This window comes from Kribbella sp. NPDC004536, assembly GCF_042873835.1.
Lineage (GTDB): Bacteria > Actinomycetota > Actinomycetes > Propionibacteriales > Kribbellaceae > Kribbella.
Window position 1 is genome coordinate 1,050,605 of record NZ_JBIALY010000002.1, and the last position, 20,553, is coordinate 1,071,157.

The window sequence follows — 20,553 nt, forward strand, 5'->3', positions numbered from 1 at the left end:
GGCCGCGCTCGCGCGGCGCCGGGAGCGTCGGAGATCGAAGGTGGGTGCGGGTGCCAGAGCACGGACAGTCCCGGCGCGAGCTGTACGCGGACATGACCCGGCAAGAGGTCGTGCGCTCGGCACGGAAGTTGTTCGGCCAGTTCGGGTACTCGCAGACCATCGTCGAAAGCATCGCCCGGGACGCCGGGGTGTCCCCGGCGACCGTGTACGCGCAGTGCGGCGGAAAGGAGGGCCTCCTCCGAGCGCTGATGGACATGTGGACCACGAGCGACCTGGTGCCGAGCATCATTGCCGAATGCCTGGCCGCGGAGTCTGCGTACGCCAAACTGGACGCGCTGGCGAAGGGGTACGTCGCGATCTACGCCGACTTCGGCGACATCATCCGGATCGTGACCCGGGCCGCGGCCGCTTCGCCCGCGGCGGAGGCGTTCCTGAAAGTGGCCGACGAACGCCAGCAGAACGCGCTCCGGGACATCGTCACCGGTATGCGGGACGTCGGCGGCCTCACCGACGGGATCACGGTGGAGGAAGCCGTGCAGATCATCTTCTTCCACTTCCGGTACACCCAGTTCGCGCTCGCGGCGGACGAGTTCGGGTGGGGTGTCGAGCGCACGACCCGCTGGCTCACCGAGCGGGTCGAATCCGCGATCCTGAAGTAGACCTAGCTGTCGGCCAGCGCCTTGCGGATGCGCTTCTCGGAGACGGGGTACGGCGTGCCGAGGGTCTGGGCGAAGAGGCTGATGCGGAGTTCCTCGAGCATCCAGCGGACCTCGAGGAGCTCCGGGCTCGGGTATTTGCCGGTCGGCACCGCGCGGAGCTTCTTGCGGTACTCGTCGGTGAGCATGTCGACGACGGCCATGCCGGAGCGGTCCCGTGCCGCGTTCGCGCCGAGCTTGTCCAGTCGTTGCTCCATGCCGCGCAGATACCTCACCAGGTCGGGCAGTCGCTTGGCGCCGGCCTCGGTGATGAATCCGGGATGTACGAGACCTTCGAGCTGACCGCGCACGTCGGACAGCGCGGCCAGCAACGCCGGACTCGATGCACGGGAGATCTGCTTGTCCACGGTCCTGGCGTGTGCGAGTACCTGCTCGACCTGCTGCAGGATCGTCAGCACGGTGTCCGCGAGCTCGGACCGTACGGCGTCACGCAGGATCGAGAACGCGGTCAGGTTCCACGCCGGGCCGCCCGCCGAGGTCATCAGCTGATCCACGGCGGCACCGATCGCGTCGTCGAGCAGTTCGCCGACGTTGCGATGCGGACCTGCCATCAACGTCATCTTCTGCTGATTGCTCAGGTGACGCTGTACGACGTCGATCACCGACGGCATGGTCAGCAGCAGAAGCCGGCGGGTACCCGCCCACATCGCCGCGGCCTGGTCCCGCTCGGTCTCCTGCAGACGGATCGCCACGGTCTTGCCCTCGTCTACGAGGGCCGGATACCCGGCGACGGTGAGGCCGTTGCGGTGCTCGGAGAAGCTGCGGGGGAGATCGCCGAACGTCCAGTCCGTCAGGCCCGACTTCTCCAGCCCGCTGACCGCCTTCGACGCGACCTGCGAGATCGCGGCCGTCGTCTTCGGCTTCAGCTTCTCCTTCAGCTTCGCGAGGTCCTTGCCCTCGGCCACCGTCTTGCGCTTGTCGTCCTCGATCCGGAACGTCATCCGCAGATGCTCCGGCACCCGCGTCCAGTCCCAGTCGGCCGGCTCGATCACCACACCGCGGAGTTCCCGCAGGGCGCGGGCCATCGCGTCGGTGAGCGGCCCGGACGCCGGATCCAGCTCGGGCAGGATCTGCCGCGCGTGATCCGGCGCCGGCACGATGTTCCGCCGGATGTTCTTCGGCAACGACTTGATCAGCGTGGTGACAAGTTCCTCGCGGAACCCGGGTACGGTCCACTCGAAGCCGTCCGCGGTGACCTGGTTCAGCACCAGCAGCGGGATGTGTACGGTCACGCCGTCCGCGTCGGTGCCCGGCTCGAACGCGTACGTGAGGTCGAACGTCATCCCGTGCTGCGACCAGTGCAGCGGGAACTCCTCCTCGCGCACCTCGGCGCCCTCGCGGACGACCAGCGAACGCTCGAAGTCGAGCAGGTCGTGGTCGCGCTGGCGGGCCGTCTTCCACCAGGTGTCGAAGTGCCGGCCGGTGACCACCTCGGCGCCGATCCGCTCGTCGTAGAACGCGAACAGCGTCTCGTCGTCGACCAGCAGGTCGCGCCGCCGGGTCCGTTCCTCGAGCTCCTCGACCTCTTCGATCAGCTTGCGGTTCTCGTGGAAGAACTTGTGGTGCGTGTCCCAGTCGCCCTCGACCAGCGCGTGCCGGATGAACAGCTCGCGCGACACCTCCGGGTCGACCTTGCCGTAGTTCACCTTGCGCCGGGCGACGATCGGTACGCCGTACAGCGTGACCTTCTCGTACGCCATCACGGCGCCGGCCTTCCGCTCCCAGTGCGGTTCGGAGTACGACCGTTTGATCAGGTGCGGCGCGAGGTCCTCGGCCCACTCGGGCTCGATCTTCGCGTTCACCCGCGCCCACAGCTTCGACGTCTCGACCAGTTCGGCCGCCATCACGAACTGCGGCGGCTTCTTGAACAGCCCGGAGCCGGGGAAGATCGCGAACTTGGTCCCGCGGGCGCCGAGGTACTGGTGCTGGTTGGCCGGGTCCTTCATCCCCAGGTGGCTGAGCAGGCCGGACATCAGCGCGATGTGCACGCTCTGCGGGTCGGCGGGCTCGCCGCTGTTCAGTTGTACGCCGATCTGGGACGCGACCTGGCGGAGCTGCGCGAAGATGTCCTGCCACTCGCGGACGCGGAGATAGTTCAGGTACTCGCTGCGGCACATCCGGCGGAACTGGTTGCCGGACAGCTCCTTCTGTTGCTTCTTCAGGTAGCCCCACAGGTTCAGGTACCCGAGGAAGTCGCTGTTCGGGTCGCGGAACCGGGCGTGCGCCTGCTGCGCCTGCGCTTCCGCATCGGTCGGACGTTCGCGGGGGTCCTGGATCGACAGCGCCGCGGCGATCACCATCACCTCGCGGACGCAGGCGTGCTTGTCCGCCTCGACGATCATCCGGGCCAGCCGCGGGTCGAGCGGGATCTGCGCCAGCTGCCGGCCGATCGGGGTCAGCCGGCCGCCCTTCGGGTTCTCGATCGCGCCGAGCTCGGTGAGCAGCTGCAGGCCGTCGGTGATGCTGCGCTTGTCCGGTTCGTCGATGAACGGAAACGCGGCGATGTTGCCGAGCCCGATCGCGGTCATCTGCAGGATGACGCTCGCGAGGTTGGTCCGCAGGATCTCCGGGTCGGTGAACTCCGGGCGGTTCTCGAAGTCCTCCTCGGAGTACAGCCGGATGCAGATGCCGTCGCTGGTCCGGCCGCTGCGGCCCTTGCGCTGGTTCGCGCTGGCCTGCGAGACCGGCTCGATCGGGAGGTGCTGGACCTTGGTGCGGTGGCTGTAGCGCGAGATACGTGCCGTACCGGGGTCGATGACGTACTTGATGCCGGGGACGGTCAGCGAGGTCTCGGCGACGTTGGTGGCGAGGACGATCCGGCGGTTCGGGTGCGGTTGGAATACACGGTGCTGCTCGGCGTTCGAGAGCCGCGCGTACAGCGGGAGGATCTCCGTGGTCCGGCGTTCGCCGCGGAACTTGTCGTTGAGCGCGTCGGCGGTGTCGCGGATCTCGCGTTCGCCGGACAGGAAGACCAGGACGTCGCCGTCCGCCTCGTACTCGAGTTCGTCGACGGCGTCCAGGATCGCCTGCGTCTGGTCGCGGTCGATCGTGCTCGGGTCGTCCGGGTCGTTGACCGGCCGGTACCGTACCTCGACCGGGTACGTCCGGCCGGAGACCTCGACGATCGGCGCCGGATCGCCGTTGGCGTCCGCGAAGTGCGCGGCGAACCGCTCCGGGTCGATGGTCGCGGAGGTGATGATCACCTTGAGGTCCGGGCGGCGGGGGAGCAGCCGCTTCAGGTACCCGAGGATGAAGTCGATGTTGAGGCTGCGTTCGTGCGCCTCGTCGATGATGAGGGTGTCGTACCGGGTCAGGTCGCGGTCGCGCTGGAGTTCGTTCAGCAGGATGCCGTCGGTCATCAGCTTGACCAGCGAGCGTTCGCTGACCTTGTCGGTGAACCGGACGGCGAAACCGATCGTCTCGCCCAGCTCGGTGCCGAGCTCTTCCGCGATCCGCTCGGCCACGGTCCGCGCGGCCAGCCGGCGCGGCTGGGTGTGCCCGATCATGCCGTGGATGCCACGGCCGAGCTCGAGACAGATCTTCGGGATCTGCGTCGTCTTCCCGGACCCGGTCTCGCCCGCGACGACCACGACCTGGTGGTCGCGGATCGCCTGGGCGATCTCCTCCTTGAGCTGGCTGACCGGCAGTTCTTCCGGATACGAGATCTCCGGCACGGCGGCCCGCCGTACCTCGACCCGCCGCTCGGCCTGCTCGACGGCCGTCACCACGGTCCGCAGCTCACCGGCCCGCTTCTTCGCATCCGTAGTCCGCCGAACCCGCTCCAACCGCCGCCCGACCTGCTCCCGGTCGTACGCCGTCAAACCCTCCAGCCGCCCAACAACCTCCCCAAAACTCACCACCCCATCACCCGTGCCTGGGTCGGCGGGTGAATAGGGGGTGTCGGCGGTCCTGGTGGAGGGGGAGGAAGAAGGGGCGCGGGAGGACTGCTCCGTAGTGGCCGATTGCCGGCCTTTCCCGCCGCGGCGGCGCCGGCGGGGAGCCGGGGCCGGGGTGGGGGCTGGGGATGGACTCGGGGACTCGGTCCGGGCATCAGGCATAACCCGACCAGTTTAGGCCGCCGCCCCCAACCCATCACCCGGATTACCGAACGCCCAGGCCATCACAACCGCCCTGCCACGCGCTGCGCAGGCGGTACCTGCGTCGTCGACGCGGATTGTGGTGGCCTGGCGATCCGCGAGCCGCCCGCGAGGACCGCCGGAACGCGCTCAGTCGTGAGGCAAGCCGACCTCGACGGCGAGGACCGGGAACTCGAGCAGCACGCGTTCAGTCGTGGGTGGGGTGGCCTTGGCGGCTAGGGCGGGGCGGGGGACTCCAGCAGCGCGTGTTCAGTCGTGGGGGGAGGGGACTTTGACGGCGAGGACTGGGACGGGGGATTCGAGGAGGACGCGTTGGGCGGTGCTGCCGAGGATGAGTTTGCCGACGGGGCTGCGGCGGCGGAGGCCGAGGACGATCAGGCCGACGTCGTCGGCGGCGGCCGCCTTCAGCAGGGCGCCGGCCACGTCGCCCTCGGTCAGCGCCTGCTGGATCGTCACCTCGACGCCCGCCTCGCGGAGCTTGGTCTCGGCGGCTGCCAACTCGTCGGTGTTGGCGTAGCGGGCGTCGATGTAGGAGTCGCCGCGGCTGGTGTTCAGCAGCAGGATCGAGGCTCCACGCAACGTGGCCTCGGCCGCCGCCGCGGTCAGCGCCGCCTCACCTTCGGGCGTTGGTACGTATCCGACGAGAATCTTCACGACCCCCACTCTCCCACGGGCGGACCTGCACCACTCACCAACCGGGCCGACCTCGTCGAACCCACGCTGGACGAGAGTGCAGGACGCGCCCGCACGCCTCCTTGGTGAGTGGCTGGCGTTCGCGCACTAGGGTCGTGTGCATGGTCGAACTGCAGGTGGTCCTCCCGGACGAGTCCGCGGCGATGGCGCCGGAACGCCTGGTCGAGCTCGCGGTCGCCGCGGAGGAGCTGGGCTACGGAACGGCGTGGTTGCCGGACCACCTGTTGCCGCCGGGGGAGTTCGGCGCGACGTACGGCGGTGTGTACGAGCCGCTGGTGACGATCGGCTACCTGGCCGCGCGGACGACCCGGATCCGGTTCGGTACGTCGGTGCTGGTGCTGCCGTTGCGCAGCCCGTACGTGGTGGCGAAACAGGCCGCGACGCTGCACCGGCTGTCGGGCGAACGGATCGTCCTCGGCCTTGGCGCCGGCTGGGCCGTTGAGGAGTTCGCGGCGGTCGGTGCGGTCTTCGAGGAACGAGGCCGCCGTACCGACGAATCGCTCGCGATCATCCGCGACCTGTTCGAGGGGCGTGACAGCGGCGGTGTCTTCGAACCTGCGCTCCGCGCCCCGCTCCCGCTGATGATCGGCGGGACGACGGCTCCCGCGCTACGTCGGGCGGCGCGTTTCGGGGACGAGTGGCAGGGCCTCGGCCTCGACGGTCCCGCGTTCGCGACCGCGGTCGCGAAGCTGCGCGCGCAGACCGATCGACCGATCCGGGTCGGCACCCGCCTCGACTGGTCCACCGGCGATCCCGGTCCTGTACTGGCAGCGGCTCACCAACTGGCCGGTGCGGGCGCGGAAACCCTCGCGGTCTCCTTCGGCGACGAGCGCGATGCGCTGGACCGCATGACGCGCTTCTACAAGCTGTTCACGGCGGGGTGAGCTTGCTCCGCAGGACCTTGCCGGTGGCGTTTCGCGGGAACTCGTCCAGGACGACCACCTGGCGCGGGGTCTTGTAGCGCGCCAGGTTCGCCTTCACGTGCGCGATGAGGTCGTCCTCGGTGGCGGGCTCGTCAAGTACGACGTACGCGATCAGACGCTGGCCGAACTCCTCGTCCGGGACGCCGGTGACGACCGCTTCCGCGACGGCGGGATGGGCCGCGAGGCATTGCTCGACCTCGACCGGGTACACGTTCTCACCGCCGGACACGATCATGTCGTCCTCGCGGCCGTCGACGAACAGCCGGCCAGCCGCGTCGAGATGGCCGAGGTCGCCGGTGTTCATCCGTCCGTCGACGACGGTCTTGCTCGAACCGTCCGAGTACCCGCCGAACACCAGGCCGCCGCCGGCGAAGATCCGCCCGGTCGTGCCGGCCGGCACCGGACGGTCCTGGTCGTCGAGGATGCGGATCGAGCTGCCGAGGCACGGCCGTCCGACTGTTCCCGGCGCGGCGAGCAGGTCCGCGGACGTGGCGATCGTGGCGATCCCGACCTCGCTCGAGCCGTACGCGTCGCAGAGCACCGGCCCGAACCGCTCGACGAACCGCTCGGCCAACGGCGCACCGAGTTGCGAGGCGCCGGAGATCACCGCGCGCAACGAGCGCAGGTCGTACCGCGCGGTTTCGGCCGGTCCGAGCTCCAGCAACCGCCGGAGCATCACCGGTACCGCGACCACCGACCCGGCTCGCGTCGCCTCGACGTCCGCGAGCAAGGTCGCGGCATCGAACCGCGGCCGCAACACCAACGGCGACCCGAGGAACAACGCGAGCATCGACGTCAACAACCCGACCCCATGGAACAAGGGCGGCGCGATCACCATCGGCTCACCGGCCCGAACCCCGAACCGCTGCAACGCACTCCCCGTCAACCCCGCCAAACCCAAAGCAGTAGGCACCCGCGGAGCCCCCTTAGGCGCCCCAGTAGTCCCCGACGTAAGCAGCGTGATATGCCCCACCCGCCCGGGCGCCGGCGCTCTGTTGCCCATTGGAAGATCGGAGGAAAGTACTGAGCGAATGCCGGGCGGTGGGGTGAATTCGGGGTCGTGGATCAGGAGGTTCGGTTGGTGTTGGGTGAGGACTGTTGCGAGTTGGGGTGGGGCGAACTCTGTGTTCAGGAAGAGGACATCTGCGCCTAGGCGGGAGGCGGAGAGGGTGGCTTCGAGGAAGCCGGCGTGGTTTCGGCACAGGACGGCTACCTTGCTGCCGGCAACTATTTCGTACTGCTCGTGCAGGCCGGCCGCGATCCGCTCACACCGCGCGTCAAGCTCCGCATAGGTGAGCTGCTCGTCCCCGCAGATGACCGCCGCGCGGTCCGGGTAGCGGATCGCCGCGACCGTCGCGAGCGTCGCCATCGACTGGCCCCAGGTGCGGAACGCGCGCTCGATCCGGAGCAGCTGGGACGGTCCGGCCGACCGCCACACCCCGGACCTGATCAGCGCGACCGGCAACGCGCCGATCTCCGCCGCGCCGTGCAGCAGCCACTCCGGCGGCCGGATCGGCGGGATCGGCCGGATCATCGCTTCCGCCCGCCGCCGGTACGCCGGAAGTACTGCTCCAGCAACCGGTCCGTCGGCACCCGCAGAAGGTTGCCCAAGGCATCGGCCGGCCGGACGAACGGCGGCGTGATGTTGTGCGGCCGCCCCGCCACCGCCGTACACACCTGGTCCGCCGCCTGCTCCGGCGACAACCCTGGCAGCTTGTTGAGCAGCGGCGTCGGCTCGCTCATCCGCGTGTGCACCAACCCCATGTACACCGTCGATGTCGTCACCCCGTCCCCGCGCACCTCCTGCGCCACACACCGCAGCCACACGTCGAACGCGCTCTTCGACGCGAGGTACGCCGACCACCGCGCCATCGGCGGCGTCCGTACCCCGGCGGTCGACACGTTCACGATGTGCCCGGACCGCCGCTCGCGCATCGACGGCAGCAGATCGAGCACGAGCTTGGCCGGGCCGAGGTAGTTCACCGCGTTGGTCCGCTCGATGTCGTGGAACCGCTGGTACGTGTCTGCGATCGACCGGCGGATCGACTTGCCCGCGTTGTTCACGAGTACGTCGACGTGCCCGTGCTCGGCCAGCACGGTCCGCACGAGCTCCTCGATCGCTGCCGGATCCGCCAGGTTCGCCGGGTACACGTACGCGGACCCGCCGCCGGTCCGGATCTCGTCGGCCACGACCTGCAACTGGTCCTCGGTCCGTGCGACGAGCAGCACTGTCGCACCGGCCGCAGCCAGCCGCCGGGCGGTCGCCTCGCCGATCCCGTACGACGAGCCGGTCACCAGGACGACCTTCCCGCGGACCGCCGCCGCGAGCCGTTCGTCGGAGATCCCGCTCCGCCCGTTGGTCAGCGCGACCAGCAACGACCACCCGATCGGACGCTCAGCAGTCACCATGTCGCCGACATTACCCGCTGGTAGCCATCTGCGGGAGACCCTCAGCCCACTCTGAGCAACCACTCCTTCACGAAGGCGCGCAGCAACTCCGGCTGCTCGATCTGCAGGTTGTGCCCGGCCACGTCGAGCACGGCGTACGTCGCCCGCGGGTAGTGGGGGAGCAGCGGGAACAGGTCCTCGTACCCGGTCACTGCGTCCTGCCGGCCGCACAGGATCAGCGACGGGCCGACGTACGGCGGGCCGCTCTCGGGCGCGATCGTCAGCGCCCAGTTCTTCTGGATGCGTTCCATCGCGGCCTCGTCGGCGAGCGCCAGGCCAGGCGCCACGTCCGACCGGTACGCCGCCAGTGCCGCGGCCGTCTGCACCACCGCGAGGTCGGTGAAGTCCTCGCCCTCCTCGAGGGACTCGAGCACCCCGGGCTCGGTCCGCAGCACGACGTGCTCGGGCAGCTTCCGGTCCTTGTGCCAGAGCTCGCCGGTCGGGCAGATCATCGCCAGACCGCGGATCTGCTCCGGCCGCTCCGCGACCAGCCCGCGCGCGAGGTAGCCGCCGTACGACTCGCCGAGCAGCAGGAACGGTTCGTCGCCGATCTGCTCGTCGATGAACTCCCGGAGCGCGGCCATGATGCCGTCCGAGCTGTCGATGTCGCCGGCCGGACTCTTGCCCATCGCGGGCAGATCCGGATAGAGCCGGCGGTAGCCGGAGAGTTCACCGAAGATTGGTTCCAGGCAGCCGGTCATCAGCCGGTGGTCGGGCGACCAGCCGTGCAACGCGAGAACCGGTGTGCCGTCACCGTGGGACACGAAGTGCAGTGCCATCGAAAAGCCTTTCGCCGAGCAGGGGTTGAAGCGAAACCCAGTTGTAGCAAGCCCTTCCGACAGTTTTAGAGTCTGCGTATGGCCCGTCGCTCAGCACTTCCACCTTTCCCTGATGCCGCCGTACTTCGAGCCCGTCTGGACCGTGCCCGCGAGGTCGCGGCCGGGGCCGGTCTGGTGATCGCGCCGGGCTCCGACCTGCGCTACCTCATCGGTCAGCCTGGTGGCTCGTTCGAACGCCTGACCGCCCTGGTGATCCCCGCCGACGGTGCCCCGGCGCTCGTCGTACCGAAGCTCGAAGCGCCTGGGTACGGTGCCCTCCCGCTGGACGAGCTCGGGGTCGAGGTCGTCACCTGGGTGGACGGCGTCGACCCGTACGGTCTGGCCGCGGACCGGCTGCGCGGCGCTGACCGGGTCGCGGTCAGCGACTTCACCCCGGCGCTGCACGTGCTCGGTCTCCGCGACGCACTCCCGAAGGCCGAGCAGGTAGTGGCCGGACCGATCGTCCGCGAACTTCGGATGCGCAAGGACGCCGCCGAGCTCGATGCCCTCCGCAAGGCCGGCGCAGCAATCGACCGCGTTCACGCCCGCGTCGGCGAATGGCTGCGCCCGGGCCGGACCGAGGCCGAGGTCGGCGAGGACATCGCCGCAGCGATCGTCGAGGAGGGCCACACCGAGGCGGACTTCGTCATCGTCGGCAGCGGCCCGAACGGCGCCAGCCCGCACCACGCGCTGTCCGACCGGGTGGTCGAGGTCGGCGACGTGGTTGTCGTCGACATCGGCGGACCCGTTGCCGAGGGCTACAACTCGGACTCCACCCGGACGTACGCCGTCGGCACGCCGCGGGACGCTGACGTCGCCGCAACGTATGCCGTACTACAGGAGGCGCAGCAGGCCGCTGTGGACGCAGTACGTCCTGGCGTGACTGCGGAGACGATCGACGCGGCGGCTCGGGACGTGATTGCGGCGGCCGGACTCGGTGACTTCTTCATCCACCGCACTGGTCACGGGATCGGGCTGGACGTCCACGAGGACCCGTACATCGTCGCGGGTAACACCGTTCTGCTGGAGCCCGGCATGGCGTTCAGCGTGGAGCCAGGCATCTACCAGGCCGGTCGCTGGGGCGCGCGCATCGAGGACATCGTGGTGGTTACCGCGGACGGTGTGGAGTCGATGAACAACCGGCCGCACGACCTGGTGATCCTCTAGCCGGCCCGGAACGTCTTGCGGTACGCCAGTGGCGACACGCCCAGTTCCGACCGCAAGTGGTGCCGCAGGGAGGCCGCCGTACCCAGGCCGGCCTCCTCGGCAACCCTGTCGACGGAGAGGTCGGTCGTCTCCAACAGGTGGCAGGCGTGCCGCACACGCTGCTGCAGCAACCACGTGCCCGGCGACTGACCGGTCTCGGCCTTGAACCGACGGCTGAACGTCCGCACGCTCATCCGCGCGTGCTCCGCCATCGCGGCCAGGCTGATCTCCTGGTCGAGCTGCCGCAGCGCCCACGCCCGCGTCGGCGCCGTACCCTCACTGGCTTCTTCGGGTACGGCGCGTTCGATGAACTGCGACTGGCCGCCGTCCCGCCACGGTGCGACGACGCAGTACCGCGCCGCACGGTTCGCCACCTCACTGCCGAAGTCCCGCCGGATCAGGTGCAGGCAGAGGTCGATACCGGCCGCGAGCCCGGCGGAACTGAGGACGTCGCCGTCGTCGATGAACAGCCGGTCCTCCTCGAGCTTCACCTGGGGATAGACGCTGCGAAACAGCTCCGCCCGCCGCCAGTGCGTGGTCGCGGGATGGTTGTCGAAGTACCCGGCGGCGCCGAGCACGAACGCGCCGGTGCAGATCGACGCCACCCGGGTGCCGGGCCGGATGGTCGCGAGCGCGGCGGCGAGGTCGTCGGGCAGGGTGCCTTCGTGCCGCGGCTGGGGGATGTAGGTGCCGGGGACGATCACGGTGTCCGCCTCGGAGAGGGCCTCGGGGCCGTGGTCCGGCGTGAGCGTGAAACCGGCGCCCGTGCGGACCGGTCCGCCGAGGCCGCAGACGCGGACGTCGTACAGCTTCGTACCGTCGGCCTTGGTCGCGGCACCGAGCACGGTCGGCGGGATGGTCAGGTCGAAGCCGACGACCGGTTCCAGCGCGAGCACGGCGACCACGTGCGGTCCGACGACAGTCAGATGTCGACTCATGGCCATATCTTGACACATGTTGTCTGTCTGGCCACTAGTTCGATGAGCGTCGAACCGGCACCCTGGTCCGGTGACGCAGATTGTGGAGACGAAGAAGGCTCCCCGGGTGCATCTGGCCTGGGCGGTCGCGGTGGTCGGGTTCGTGACGCTGATCGGAGCGGCCGGCTTCCGGTCGGTACCGAGTGTGCTGCTCGATCCGTTGCACGAGGAGTTCGGGTGGTCGCACGCGACGATCTCGACGGCGGTGTCGATCAACCTGCTGCTGTTCGGCGGCATCTCGCCGTTCGCGGCCGCGCTGATGGACCGGTTGGGGCTGCGGAAGGTGGTCAGCGGGGCGCTGGTGCTGATCGCGCTCGGCAGCGGGCTGACGGTGTTCATGACCTCGTCGTGGCAGTTGCTGCTCTGCTGGGGGCTCCTGGTCGGAGTTGGTACCGGGTCGATGTCGATGACGTTCGTCGCGACCATCACCGGCCGCTGGTTCGTACACCGCCGCGGTCTGGTGACAGGGATCCTCACCGCGGCAGGCGCGACCGGTCAGCTGATCTTCTTGCCGCTCATCGCGTCGCTGGCTTCCAAGTACGGCTGGCGCGTCCCTGCACTCGTGGCAGCCGGCGCTGCGCTGGCCGTCGTACCGCTGGTGTTGCTCTTCCTGCGGGACTACCCGAGTGACGTCGGGCTGCGTGCGTACGGTGCTCCGGAGGGCAGTACCGCAGGGCAGCGCGTGGAAACGACCGGGAGTAGCGCCAAGCGGGCCCTGAACGCTCTGACGATGGCAGCGCGACGACCGGCGTTCTGGTTGCTGGCGGGGGGCTTCGCGATCTGTGGCGCGTCGACCAACGGTCTTGTCGGTACGCATTTCGTGACGGCTGCTCATGACCATGGCATGCCTGCGACGACCGCGGCGTCACTGCTGGCGCTGGTCGGGGTGTTCGACGTCGGCGGGACGATCTTCTCCGGGTATCTGACCGACCGGTGGGACCCGCGGTATCTGTTGATCGCGTACTACACGCTGCGCGGCCTGTCGCTGCTGGTGCTGCCTTCGCTGCTCGGTCCGACCGCTGCGCCCAGCACGTGGGTGTTCATCATCTTCTACGGGCTCGACTGGGTCGCTACGGTCCCGCCGACGGTCGCGCTGTGCCGGGAGTGGTTCGGGCAGGACGGGCCGATCGTGTTCGGCTGGGTGTTCGCGTCGCACCAGGTCGGTGCCGCGCTCGCCGCGACCGGCGCCGGTGCGATCCGGGATGCTCAGGGCAGCTACAACCTGGCGTGGTACCTGGCCGGCGGGTTGTGCGCCGCGGCCGCGTTGATGTCCGCGAGCATCGGACGCCGGCTCGTGCCTGCGTGACCTCGTCCGCTAGCCTCGATTTAAGTTGAGGTTGGAAGGACAGGGCGATGGAGATCGAGCCGGGTGAGTTGACGGTCGGGCAGCTGTCGCAGCGCAGTGGCGTCGCGATCTCGGCCCTGCACTTCTACGAGCGGCAGGGGTTGATCCTGAGCCGCCGTACGTCCGGGAACCAGCGCCGCTACAAGCGCGACACGTTGCGGCGGGTGGCGCTGGTACGGATCGCGCAACGGGTCGGCATCCCGCTCGCCGAGGTCGCCGCGATCCTCAAGCTGCTGCCCGAGAACCGGACGCCGACGCGCACGGACTGGGAGCGCATCTCGGAGTGCTGGCAGGCCGAGCTCGACCGGCGGATCGTCCACCTCGAACAACTCCGCGACGACTTCAAGGACTGCGTCGGCTGCGGCTGCCTGTCCATCGACCGCTGCGCTCTGGCCAACCCGCACGACACCCTCGCCGCGGCCGGCCCCGGTCCGCGCCGCCTGGTCGCGGCGACCGGCGAACCCTGCCACCCCGGCAAGTGCGCCTGACCGGTTATCCACAGGGAGCCTCCGGCGGCGAGCGCGTTGGGGGTGGTGGCGTCTAGGGTCTTGGGCATGGGTGAGACCGACTCGATGGTGACGCTGACCGATGACCGCGCGAAGGTCGCGGCGGACGTGATCCGCGCGATCGCGGGCGATGACGCGCGGTTGCGGGCAGATCAGGAGACCGCGGTCGCGGCGCTGTGCGAGGCGGCCGCGCGTGTGCTCGTCGTGCAGGCGACCGGCTGGGGCAAGTCCGCGGTGTACTGGGCGGCCACGGCGATCCGCCGCGCGGAAGGGTTCGGTCCGACGCTTGTCGTCTCGCCCCTGTTGTCGTTGATGAGAGATCAGGTCGCGGCCGCGAGCCGGGCGGGGCTGCGTGCCGCGACGTTGAACTCGAACAACGTCGACGCGTGGTCGAGCATCGAGCACGACCTCAGGTCCGGTGCGATCGACGTACTGCTGGTGTCGCCCGAGCGGCTCGCCAACCCGGGGTTCGGGCGGCGGGTGCTGGACGGACTCGCGGGAAACATCGGGCTGCTTGTGATCGACGAGGCGCACGCGGTGTCGGACTGGGGGCACGACTTCCGGCCGGACTACCGGCGTGTGTCGGACGTACTGCAGAAGCTCAACCCGGACACCCCGGTGCTCGCCACGACGGCGACGGCTAACTCGCGGGTGACAGACGACGTCGCGAAACAGCTAGGGGCCTCGACGCTCGTACTGCGCGGCCCGTTGGCGCGGTCCAGCCTGCAGCTTGCGGTGGTGGACGCGCTGTCGCCGCTGGATCGGTTCGCGTGGGTGGTCGACGTCCTGCCGCGGCTCCCGGGGTCGGGCATCGTGTACGCGTTGACCGTTGCGGATGCGCAGCGGCTGGCCGCGTTGGTGCAGGAGGTGCACGGCCGCGACGTGCCCGTGGCGGCGTACACCGGGCAGTTGGAGGCGGGGGAGCGGGAGAGCCTCGAGGACGCGCTGCGGGACAACCGGTTGAAGGCGCTGATCGCGACGTCCGCACTGGGGATGGGGTACGACAAACCGGACCTGGGGTTCGTGGTGCACGTCGGCTCACCGCCGTCGCCGGTGTCGTACTACCAGCAGGTCGGACGCGCCGGGCGTGGGATCGACCATGCCGTGGTCGCGTTGCTGCCGTCGGATGCGGACTCGGGCGTGTGGGACTACTTCGCGACCGCGACCATCCCCGTACCGGAGAACGTGCAGCGCTTGCTGCGGGCGCTGGACGGGTACGGGCCGGACGAGCCGGCGTCGGTTCCCGCGCTGGAGGCCGAGACCGGGCTGCGCCGGACGCGGGTCGAGCTGATGCTGAAGCAGCTTGCGGTCGACGGCGCGGTCGAGCGGGTCGAGCGTGGCTGGTTGCGGATGGGCGCCGAGTGGACGTTCGACGCCGCGCACTACGACGGCATCGTGTCGGTACGGCGGCGCGAGGCGGACATCATGCGCGCCTACACCCGCGGCGAACGTTGCCTGATGCAACTGCTGCAGGAGTCGCTGGACGACCCGTCGGCGGAACCGTGCGGCCGCTGCTCGGTGTGCCTGGGGGCGTTGCCCGACCCGCTGGTGGCGGAGCCCGATCCGGAGACGGTCGCGACGATCACCCGCCTGCTGCGCGGCGAAGTCCACGTCCTCGAGCCGCGCAAGATGTGGCCGGGCGGAGCGTTCGGTCCGCGCGGGAAGATCCCAGTCGGGCTGGCCGCCGAGACCGGGCGGATCGTGGTGTACGCGGACGCGCCCGAGTGGCGTGAGGTGCTGGCGGGAGCGTTCAACGGTACGCCGGTACCTGACGCGGTCGAGGCGCTGAAGGCCGGCGCCGTCGCGGCCTTGTCGCGCTGGCGGGGGTCGTGGTCGGCCCGCCCCGACGTCGTCGTTCCACTGGCAGCCGGCGGCCACTCCGACCTGACGTCGGTGGTCGCCGACCACGTCGCTGGCGTCGGCCGGCTGGACCGCGCCGAGCTGTCGGTCAACCGGACGGGCTACACCGACGACCTCTCGTCAGCCGAGGAGGCCAAGGTCTGGCGAGACGGCATCGTCGTGGACAACACCACAGCCCAGGCCGTCACCGCGCGCACAGTCCTGCTCCTGGTCGACGCCACGTCGTCCCAGTGGCCGGTGACAGTCGCCGCGGCCAAACTCCGCGAAGCCGGCGCGGCGGCAGTTCTCCCACTACTGATTCACAAGCGCCCCTGACGGCGTTTCCACCAGGGACTTGAGGTCCGCGAGCAGCCGCGGCCAGCCGTCCTGGATCATGGTCCGGATCGTGCTGCCCGGTTCGAACCCGCTGTGGATCACGGTCAGCTTCACCTGGTCCTCGACCGGCTCGAGCTCGAAAGTTGCCGTCGACAACGGCTCCGTGCTGGCCCGCTCGTACGTCTGCTCGTCGAACCCGACCTCCTTCGCGAACTCCGGCGTGATGTGGTGCCAGGCGTACGACAGCCGCGTGTACGGCGTGTGCTCGACGACGACCTGCCCCGGGCCGGCGATCGCGACGTCGCCCTGGTGCCAGACCATCGCGGACCCGGCCGCCCAGTCGGTCTCGTGGTACAGCCCCCAGTACTCCTTCGTGAAGGCCGGATCGGTCAACGCCTGCCACAGCCGCTCGGGCGTGGTCCGGATGTAGGTGGTGTAGACGAAGTCGTTCACAGGTTCCTCCAAAGCCGTCTTCAGGTCGGCGAACAGCTGCACGCGCCGACGCTCGTACTGATGGATCCACCGGTCCGCGATCGCGTTGATCGGTTCGGCGTTCAGGTGGTGCAACTTCTCCCGCCCGCGCCACACGGTGGTGATCAGGTTCGCGCTCTCGAGGACGGCGAGGTGTTTGCTGACGGACTGCCGGGCCATGTCCAGTTCGGCGCACAGTTCGCGCAGGGTCTGCCCGTTCCGCGCGTTCAGCAGGTCGAGCAGCCGGCGCCGGCTCGGATCCGCCAGCGCCCGGAACACCTCGTCGTCCATCGCACTCCCGATCATTCATGCAGCCAATCGGCTGCATAATCACAATAGGCAGCCAAGAAGCTGCATGTCAACCGTGATGTGATGACCTCGTGGAGATCATCAGCCTCGGCTATCGGACCGACCTGTTGCTGCTCGAGCTGGGCGGCAGCGAGTTCCGCGACACCGGCGAGTACGTCGTCGTCCGGACACCGCAGAACCCGGGCTTCTGGTGGGGCAACTTCCTGCTGTACCGGACGCCGTTCGCGCCGGACGACGCAGAGCTGCGGCTGGCCGACTTCCACCGGGAGTTCCCGGACGCGAAGCATGTTGCCCTCGGCATCGACAGTACGGACGGCGACGTCGGCGCTGTCGACGAGCTGACCGCCGCGGGTCTCACCATCGAGCCCAGCGTGGTGATGACCGCGGAACGGGTCGTACCCCCGCCGCGGCCGAACACGCAGGCGACGTACCGCTTCCTGACCTCGGACGCGGACTGGGAACAGCTGTACCAGCAGAGCCTCGCGACCGCGGAGCTGGAGGTCGACGCCGACTACAAGGAGTTCACCCGCCGCAAGCTGATCGCGAAGCGGGCCGTGGTCGACGCGGGGCACGGGAAGTGGTTCGGGGCGTTCGACGGGGACCGGCTGCAGAGTTCGCTCGGGCTGATCTTCGACGGTCACGGACTCGCGCGGTTCCAGAACGTGCAGACCTCGCCGGAGGACCGCGGTCGCGGCCTGGCCGGGACCCTGGTCCACCACGCGTCGACGTACGGCCTCACTCAGGCTGACAAGCTGGTGATGGTCGCCGATCCCGGCTACCTGGCGATCCGGATCTACCGGTCGGTGGGCTTCGCCGACACCGAGACCCAGCTTCAGGTGGTCCGCCCGCCCGCGTGAAGGACTGCGTGAAAGACTGACGGCATGAGTCGGGTCGTGCTGGTCACCGGTGGCAGTCGTGGGATCGGAGCGGCCGCTGCGGTCGCACTCGCGGCGGACGGCTGGGACGTCGGCGTGAACTACCGTACGCAGGCGGACGAGGCCGCGCGGGTCGTGAAGGCGTGCGAGGAGCTGGGCCGGCGCGCGATCGCGGTCCAGGCCGACATCACCGAGGCGGACCAGATCGAGCGGCTGTTCGACACGGTGACGGCCGACCTCGGCCCGATCGGTGCCGTGATCAACAACGCGGGTGTGGTCTCGCCGTCCGGTCGGGTCGCGGAGTACGACGCCGAGCGCCTGGAGCGGGTGTTCCGGATCAACTCGATCAGCGCGTTCCTCGTGGCGGGCGCCGCGGTCCGGCGGATGTCCACCACGTACGGCGGGAACGGCGGCGTGATCGTCAACGTGTCCTCGCGAGCTGCGGTGCTCGGGTCCGCGGGGGAGTACGTCGACTACGCGGCGAGCAAGGCGGCCGTCGACGCGTTGACGATCGGCCTGGGCAACGAGGTCGCGAAGGAAGGCATCCGCGTCCTCGGCGTCCGCCCGGGGCTGATCGAGACCGACATCCACGAGCCCGGCCGGCTCGACCGGATCGGTACGACGCCGCCGCTGGCCCGCCCGGGCAAGGCGGCGGAGGTCGCCGAGGTGATCGCGTTCCTGGCGTCGGACCGCGCGTCGTACATGACCGGCTCGAGCGTCGATGTCGCCGGCGGCAGGTAAGCAGCGACTGCGCCCGGTCGACCTGGCGCGCAGTGCCGGCGTCTCGACGCAGCTCGTCCGCAACTACGAGGCCGACGGGATCCTCCCGCCCGCGCCGCGCTCGGACACGGGTTATCGCCAGTACGGCCCGGAACACGTCCAGGCCCTGCTGACGTACCGCGCGCTGGCCCCCGGCTTCGGCGCCGAGACCGCGTCCGCGATCATGCGCGCCGTCCACAACGACGACGAGGCGCTCGCGTACCGGCTCGTCGACGCTGCCCACGCAGCCCTCCACGAGCAACGGCAAGCGACGGATGCGGCCAGCGATGCGCTCGCTGCGTTGGCCGCCGAGTACGTCGACGAGCACCCGGTGACCGGGCCGTCGTTGCTGGTGGGGGAGCTGGCGCACCGCCTGGGCATCCGCCCGTCGGCGCTGCGCGTCTGGGAGGCGGCCGGTCTGCTCGCCCCGACCCGCGAACCGGGTACGAAGTACCGCCGGTACGGCCCCGAGCAGGTACGGGACGCGCGCATCATCCACATGCTGCGCCAAGGCCGGTACTACTTCGAGCAGATCAAGCCCGTCCTCGACGGGTTACGACGTACGGGCAGCACCGATGCGCTCCGGAACGCGATCGCCGAACGCCGGGCCGCCCACGACCGCCAGACCAAGGCCATGCTTTACGGTGCCGCGCTGCTGCACGAACTGATCACTGCGGGACGGCCAGCCGGGTCGGAACCGACCGTCCCCGCACCGTGACCAGATCGCTCTGCCGCCACTGATCCGACTCCGCCGTCGACGCCTCGTCGACCGCACTCATCGAGGCGATCAACCGCCCGGGCGCCGTCTTCGCGAGCTCGCTGAGCCGGGCCGCCTCGTTCACCGGATCGCCGATCACCGTGTACTCGTGCCGGCGTACGTCGCCGACCGTCCCGGCCACGACGATGCCGGCGGTGACGCCGAGCCCGGCCGTTGCTTCCGGCAACTCGTCGGCCAGCCGCCGGGTCAGTGCCCGTCCCGCGGCCAGCGCGCTACCCGCCGGATCCGCGAGCTCGACCGGCGCCCCGAAGATCGCCAGCGCGGCGTCACCGGCGAACTTGTTCACGAACCCGCCCTGCCGATCCACCTCGGCGACCACGATCGCGAAGAACCGGTTGAGCAGCTGCACGACCTCGGCCGGCGGCCGCTGCGCCGCGAGCTCGGTCGAACCGACGAGGTCGACGAACAGCACCGCCGCGAACCGCTCCTCACCGCCGAGCTGGTCGCTGCTCAGGGCTTCCTGCACCACGCCGGGTCCGACGTACCGCCCGAACACGTCCCGGATCCGCTCGCGCTCGCGCAGGCCGTCGGCCATCCGGTTGAACCCGGCCTGCAGCGAGCCCAGTTCGGTACCGTCGAAGACCGGAATGCTGACGTCGAGCCGCCCCTCGCCGATCAGGCTGAGCGCGTCCCGCACGGACCGCACCGGCGCCACGACGGACTTGGCCGACAACCAGGTGAGCAGGCAACCGTTGCCGAGCGCCACGATGCCCAGGGCAAGGATGACGACAGACAACCGGGTCGAGGTGACATCACCCTCGATCAGCGCGAGGACGGCCGCGAGCATCAGGCCCGCCACCGGCACGCCCGATCCGACCGCCCAGAAGAACAGCGTCCGCGCCTTGAGTCCGGCTGCCAGCAGCCGACGCGGCGGCGACGAATCGGCCAGGGCCAGAGCAGCGATCGGCCGCAGCGTGAACTCGGTCAGCAGGTACGACACCGTGGCCGTGATGATCGTCGCGTCGATCACCGTGAGCGCGACCCGGAGCGCGTTCTCGGGCTGCATGAACACCGTCATCACGGTGAACAGCACGGCGGCGCCCAGCCAGAGCAGCACCTCGATGAGCGTGAGCCACAGCGGCAGCTGCAGGGTGGCGATCTGCTCCCGGCGGGTGGCCGGCCGATCCAGGTCGACCCAGCGCGTGACCCGGCGGACCAGGCGACTGCTCCAGACGTAGCAGACCGCCATCGCGAACAGGAAGTAGAGCGGGATGACGATCGCGTCGATCAGCTGGAGCCGGTCGAGCAGCGACGGCCCGGGGAGTACGAACACCGCCAGCACGAAGGCGACGAACGCTCCGATCAGATTCGTGCCGATCGAGAACACGGTCATCAGCACGTGCAGCCGGATCCGGAGCCGTTTCGGGCTCTGGCCGGCCGGCCCGAGCAACCAGGACCCGAACGGCCGCCGTTTCAGCACCAACTCCGGATTCCCGTGGGTCATCCCCCTAGTGTGC

17 protein-coding genes are annotated in these 20,553 nt (G+C 69.7%); 9 read left to right on the forward strand and 8 right to left on the reverse strand.

Features of this window, described 5'->3' with window-relative positions:
* Positions 1-50: 50 nt before the first annotated feature.
* The gene (locus tag ACFYRU_RS19825) at positions 51-659 is read left to right on the forward strand and encodes a TetR/AcrR family transcriptional regulator (RefSeq protein WP_387660762.1); all 609 of its coding nucleotides are present in this window, start codon (positions 51-53) and stop codon (positions 657-659) included.
* Between the two features lie 2 nt (positions 660-661).
* On the opposite strand, the gene hrpA is transcribed toward ACFYRU_RS19825, so the two are convergent.
* Both hrpA and ACFYRU_RS19835 read right to left on the reverse strand, forming a co-directional pair.
* Positions 662-4,573 carry an ATP-dependent RNA helicase HrpA gene (gene hrpA, locus ACFYRU_RS19830; protein ID WP_387660764.1) on the reverse strand — a complete coding sequence of 1,304 codons (3,912 nt, stop codon included), beginning with the start codon at positions 4,571-4,573 and terminating at the stop codon, positions 662-664.
* A 489-nt stretch (positions 4,574-5,062) separates the two neighbouring features.
* Positions 5,063-5,467, reverse strand: coding sequence for a universal stress protein (locus tag ACFYRU_RS19835; RefSeq protein ID WP_387660767.1), 405 nt, complete (start codon positions 5,465-5,467; stop codon positions 5,063-5,065).
* Between the two features lie 140 nt (positions 5,468-5,607).
* On the opposite strand from ACFYRU_RS19835, the gene ACFYRU_RS19840 reads away from it, so the two are divergent.
* Positions 5,608-6,390, forward strand: coding sequence for an LLM class flavin-dependent oxidoreductase (locus ACFYRU_RS19840; protein WP_387660770.1), 783 nt, complete (start codon positions 5,608-5,610; stop codon positions 6,388-6,390).
* Here ACFYRU_RS19840 and ACFYRU_RS19845 read toward each other — a convergent pair.
* Genes ACFYRU_RS19845 through ACFYRU_RS19855 form a run of 3 tightly spaced genes read right to left on the reverse strand, consistent with a single transcriptional unit; the run spans position 6,377 to position 9,656 of the window.
* Positions 6,377-7,963, reverse strand: coding sequence for an AMP-binding protein (locus ACFYRU_RS19845; protein WP_387660772.1), 1,587 nt, complete (start codon positions 7,961-7,963; stop codon positions 6,377-6,379). The genes ACFYRU_RS19840 and ACFYRU_RS19845 overlap by 14 nt on opposite strands.
* Positions 7,960-8,838, reverse strand: coding sequence for an SDR family NAD(P)-dependent oxidoreductase (locus ACFYRU_RS19850; protein WP_387660775.1), 879 nt, complete (start codon positions 8,836-8,838; stop codon positions 7,960-7,962). The genes ACFYRU_RS19845 and ACFYRU_RS19850 overlap by 4 nt, the downstream gene beginning before the upstream one ends.
* Positions 8,839-8,879: 41 nt before the next feature.
* A complete protein-coding gene (locus tag ACFYRU_RS19855) occupies positions 8,880-9,656 on the reverse strand; it encodes an alpha/beta fold hydrolase (RefSeq protein ID WP_387660778.1) in 777 nt (258 codons plus the stop codon).
* A gap of 78 nt (positions 9,657-9,734) precedes the next feature.
* On the opposite strand from ACFYRU_RS19855, the gene ACFYRU_RS19860 reads away from it, so the two are divergent.
* Positions 9,735-10,862, forward strand: coding sequence for a M24 family metallopeptidase (locus ACFYRU_RS19860; RefSeq protein WP_387660781.1), 1,128 nt, complete (start codon positions 9,735-9,737; stop codon positions 10,860-10,862).
* Here ACFYRU_RS19860 and ACFYRU_RS19865 read toward each other — a convergent pair.
* Complete coding sequence (locus tag ACFYRU_RS19865; RefSeq protein WP_387660783.1) at positions 10,859-11,839, reverse strand: GlxA family transcriptional regulator; 981 nt, start codon at positions 11,837-11,839, stop codon at positions 10,859-10,861. The genes ACFYRU_RS19860 and ACFYRU_RS19865 overlap by 4 nt on opposite strands.
* 70 nt (positions 11,840-11,909) lie before the next feature.
* On the opposite strand from ACFYRU_RS19865, the gene ACFYRU_RS19870 reads away from it, so the two are divergent.
* From ACFYRU_RS19870 to ACFYRU_RS19880, 3 genes are all read left to right on the forward strand, one after another.
* Positions 11,910-13,184, forward strand: a complete 1,275-nt coding sequence (locus ACFYRU_RS19870; protein WP_387660787.1) for an MFS transporter — start codon at positions 11,910-11,912, stop codon at positions 13,182-13,184.
* 47 nt (positions 13,185-13,231) lie between these two features.
* Complete coding sequence (gene soxR / locus ACFYRU_RS19875; protein WP_387660790.1) at positions 13,232-13,711, forward strand: redox-sensitive transcriptional activator SoxR; 480 nt, start codon at positions 13,232-13,234, stop codon at positions 13,709-13,711.
* 66 nt (positions 13,712-13,777) lie between these two features.
* Complete coding sequence (locus tag ACFYRU_RS19880) at positions 13,778-15,904, forward strand: RecQ family ATP-dependent DNA helicase (RefSeq protein ID WP_387660792.1); 2,127 nt, start codon at positions 13,778-13,780, stop codon at positions 15,902-15,904.
* Here the strand turns inward: ACFYRU_RS19880 and ACFYRU_RS19885 are convergent.
* Entirely contained in the window at positions 15,881-16,681 is an 801-nt protein-coding gene (locus tag ACFYRU_RS19885; protein ID WP_387660795.1) for an ArsR/SmtB family transcription factor, read from the reverse strand. The two genes, ACFYRU_RS19880 and ACFYRU_RS19885, sit on opposite strands and share 24 nt — an antisense overlap.
* 74 nt (positions 16,682-16,755) lie before the next feature.
* Here ACFYRU_RS19885 and ACFYRU_RS19890 point away from each other — a divergent pair, with 74 nt between their 5' ends.
* Genes ACFYRU_RS19890 through ACFYRU_RS19900 form a run of 3 tightly spaced genes read left to right on the forward strand, consistent with a single transcriptional unit; the run spans position 16,756 to position 19,036 of the window.
* On the forward strand, positions 16,756-17,541 hold the full coding sequence (locus ACFYRU_RS19890) for a GNAT family N-acetyltransferase (RefSeq protein WP_387660797.1): 786 nt from the start codon (positions 16,756-16,758) through the stop codon (positions 17,539-17,541).
* Between the two features lie 24 nt (positions 17,542-17,565).
* The gene (locus tag ACFYRU_RS19895) at positions 17,566-18,300 is read left to right on the forward strand and encodes an SDR family NAD(P)-dependent oxidoreductase (RefSeq protein WP_387660799.1); all 735 of its coding nucleotides are present in this window, start codon (positions 17,566-17,568) and stop codon (positions 18,298-18,300) included.
* Entirely contained in the window at positions 18,281-19,036 is a 756-nt protein-coding gene (locus ACFYRU_RS19900; RefSeq protein ID WP_387660802.1) for a TioE family transcriptional regulator, read from the forward strand. Before ACFYRU_RS19895 ends, ACFYRU_RS19900 begins: the two co-directional genes overlap by 20 nt.
* Here ACFYRU_RS19900 and ACFYRU_RS19905 read toward each other — a convergent pair.
* The gene (locus ACFYRU_RS19905) at positions 18,987-20,540 is read right to left on the reverse strand and encodes an adenylate/guanylate cyclase domain-containing protein (protein ID WP_387660804.1); all 1,554 of its coding nucleotides are present in this window, start codon (positions 20,538-20,540) and stop codon (positions 18,987-18,989) included. The two genes, ACFYRU_RS19900 and ACFYRU_RS19905, sit on opposite strands and share 50 nt — an antisense overlap.
* Between the last annotated feature and the right edge of the window lie 13 nt (positions 20,541-20,553).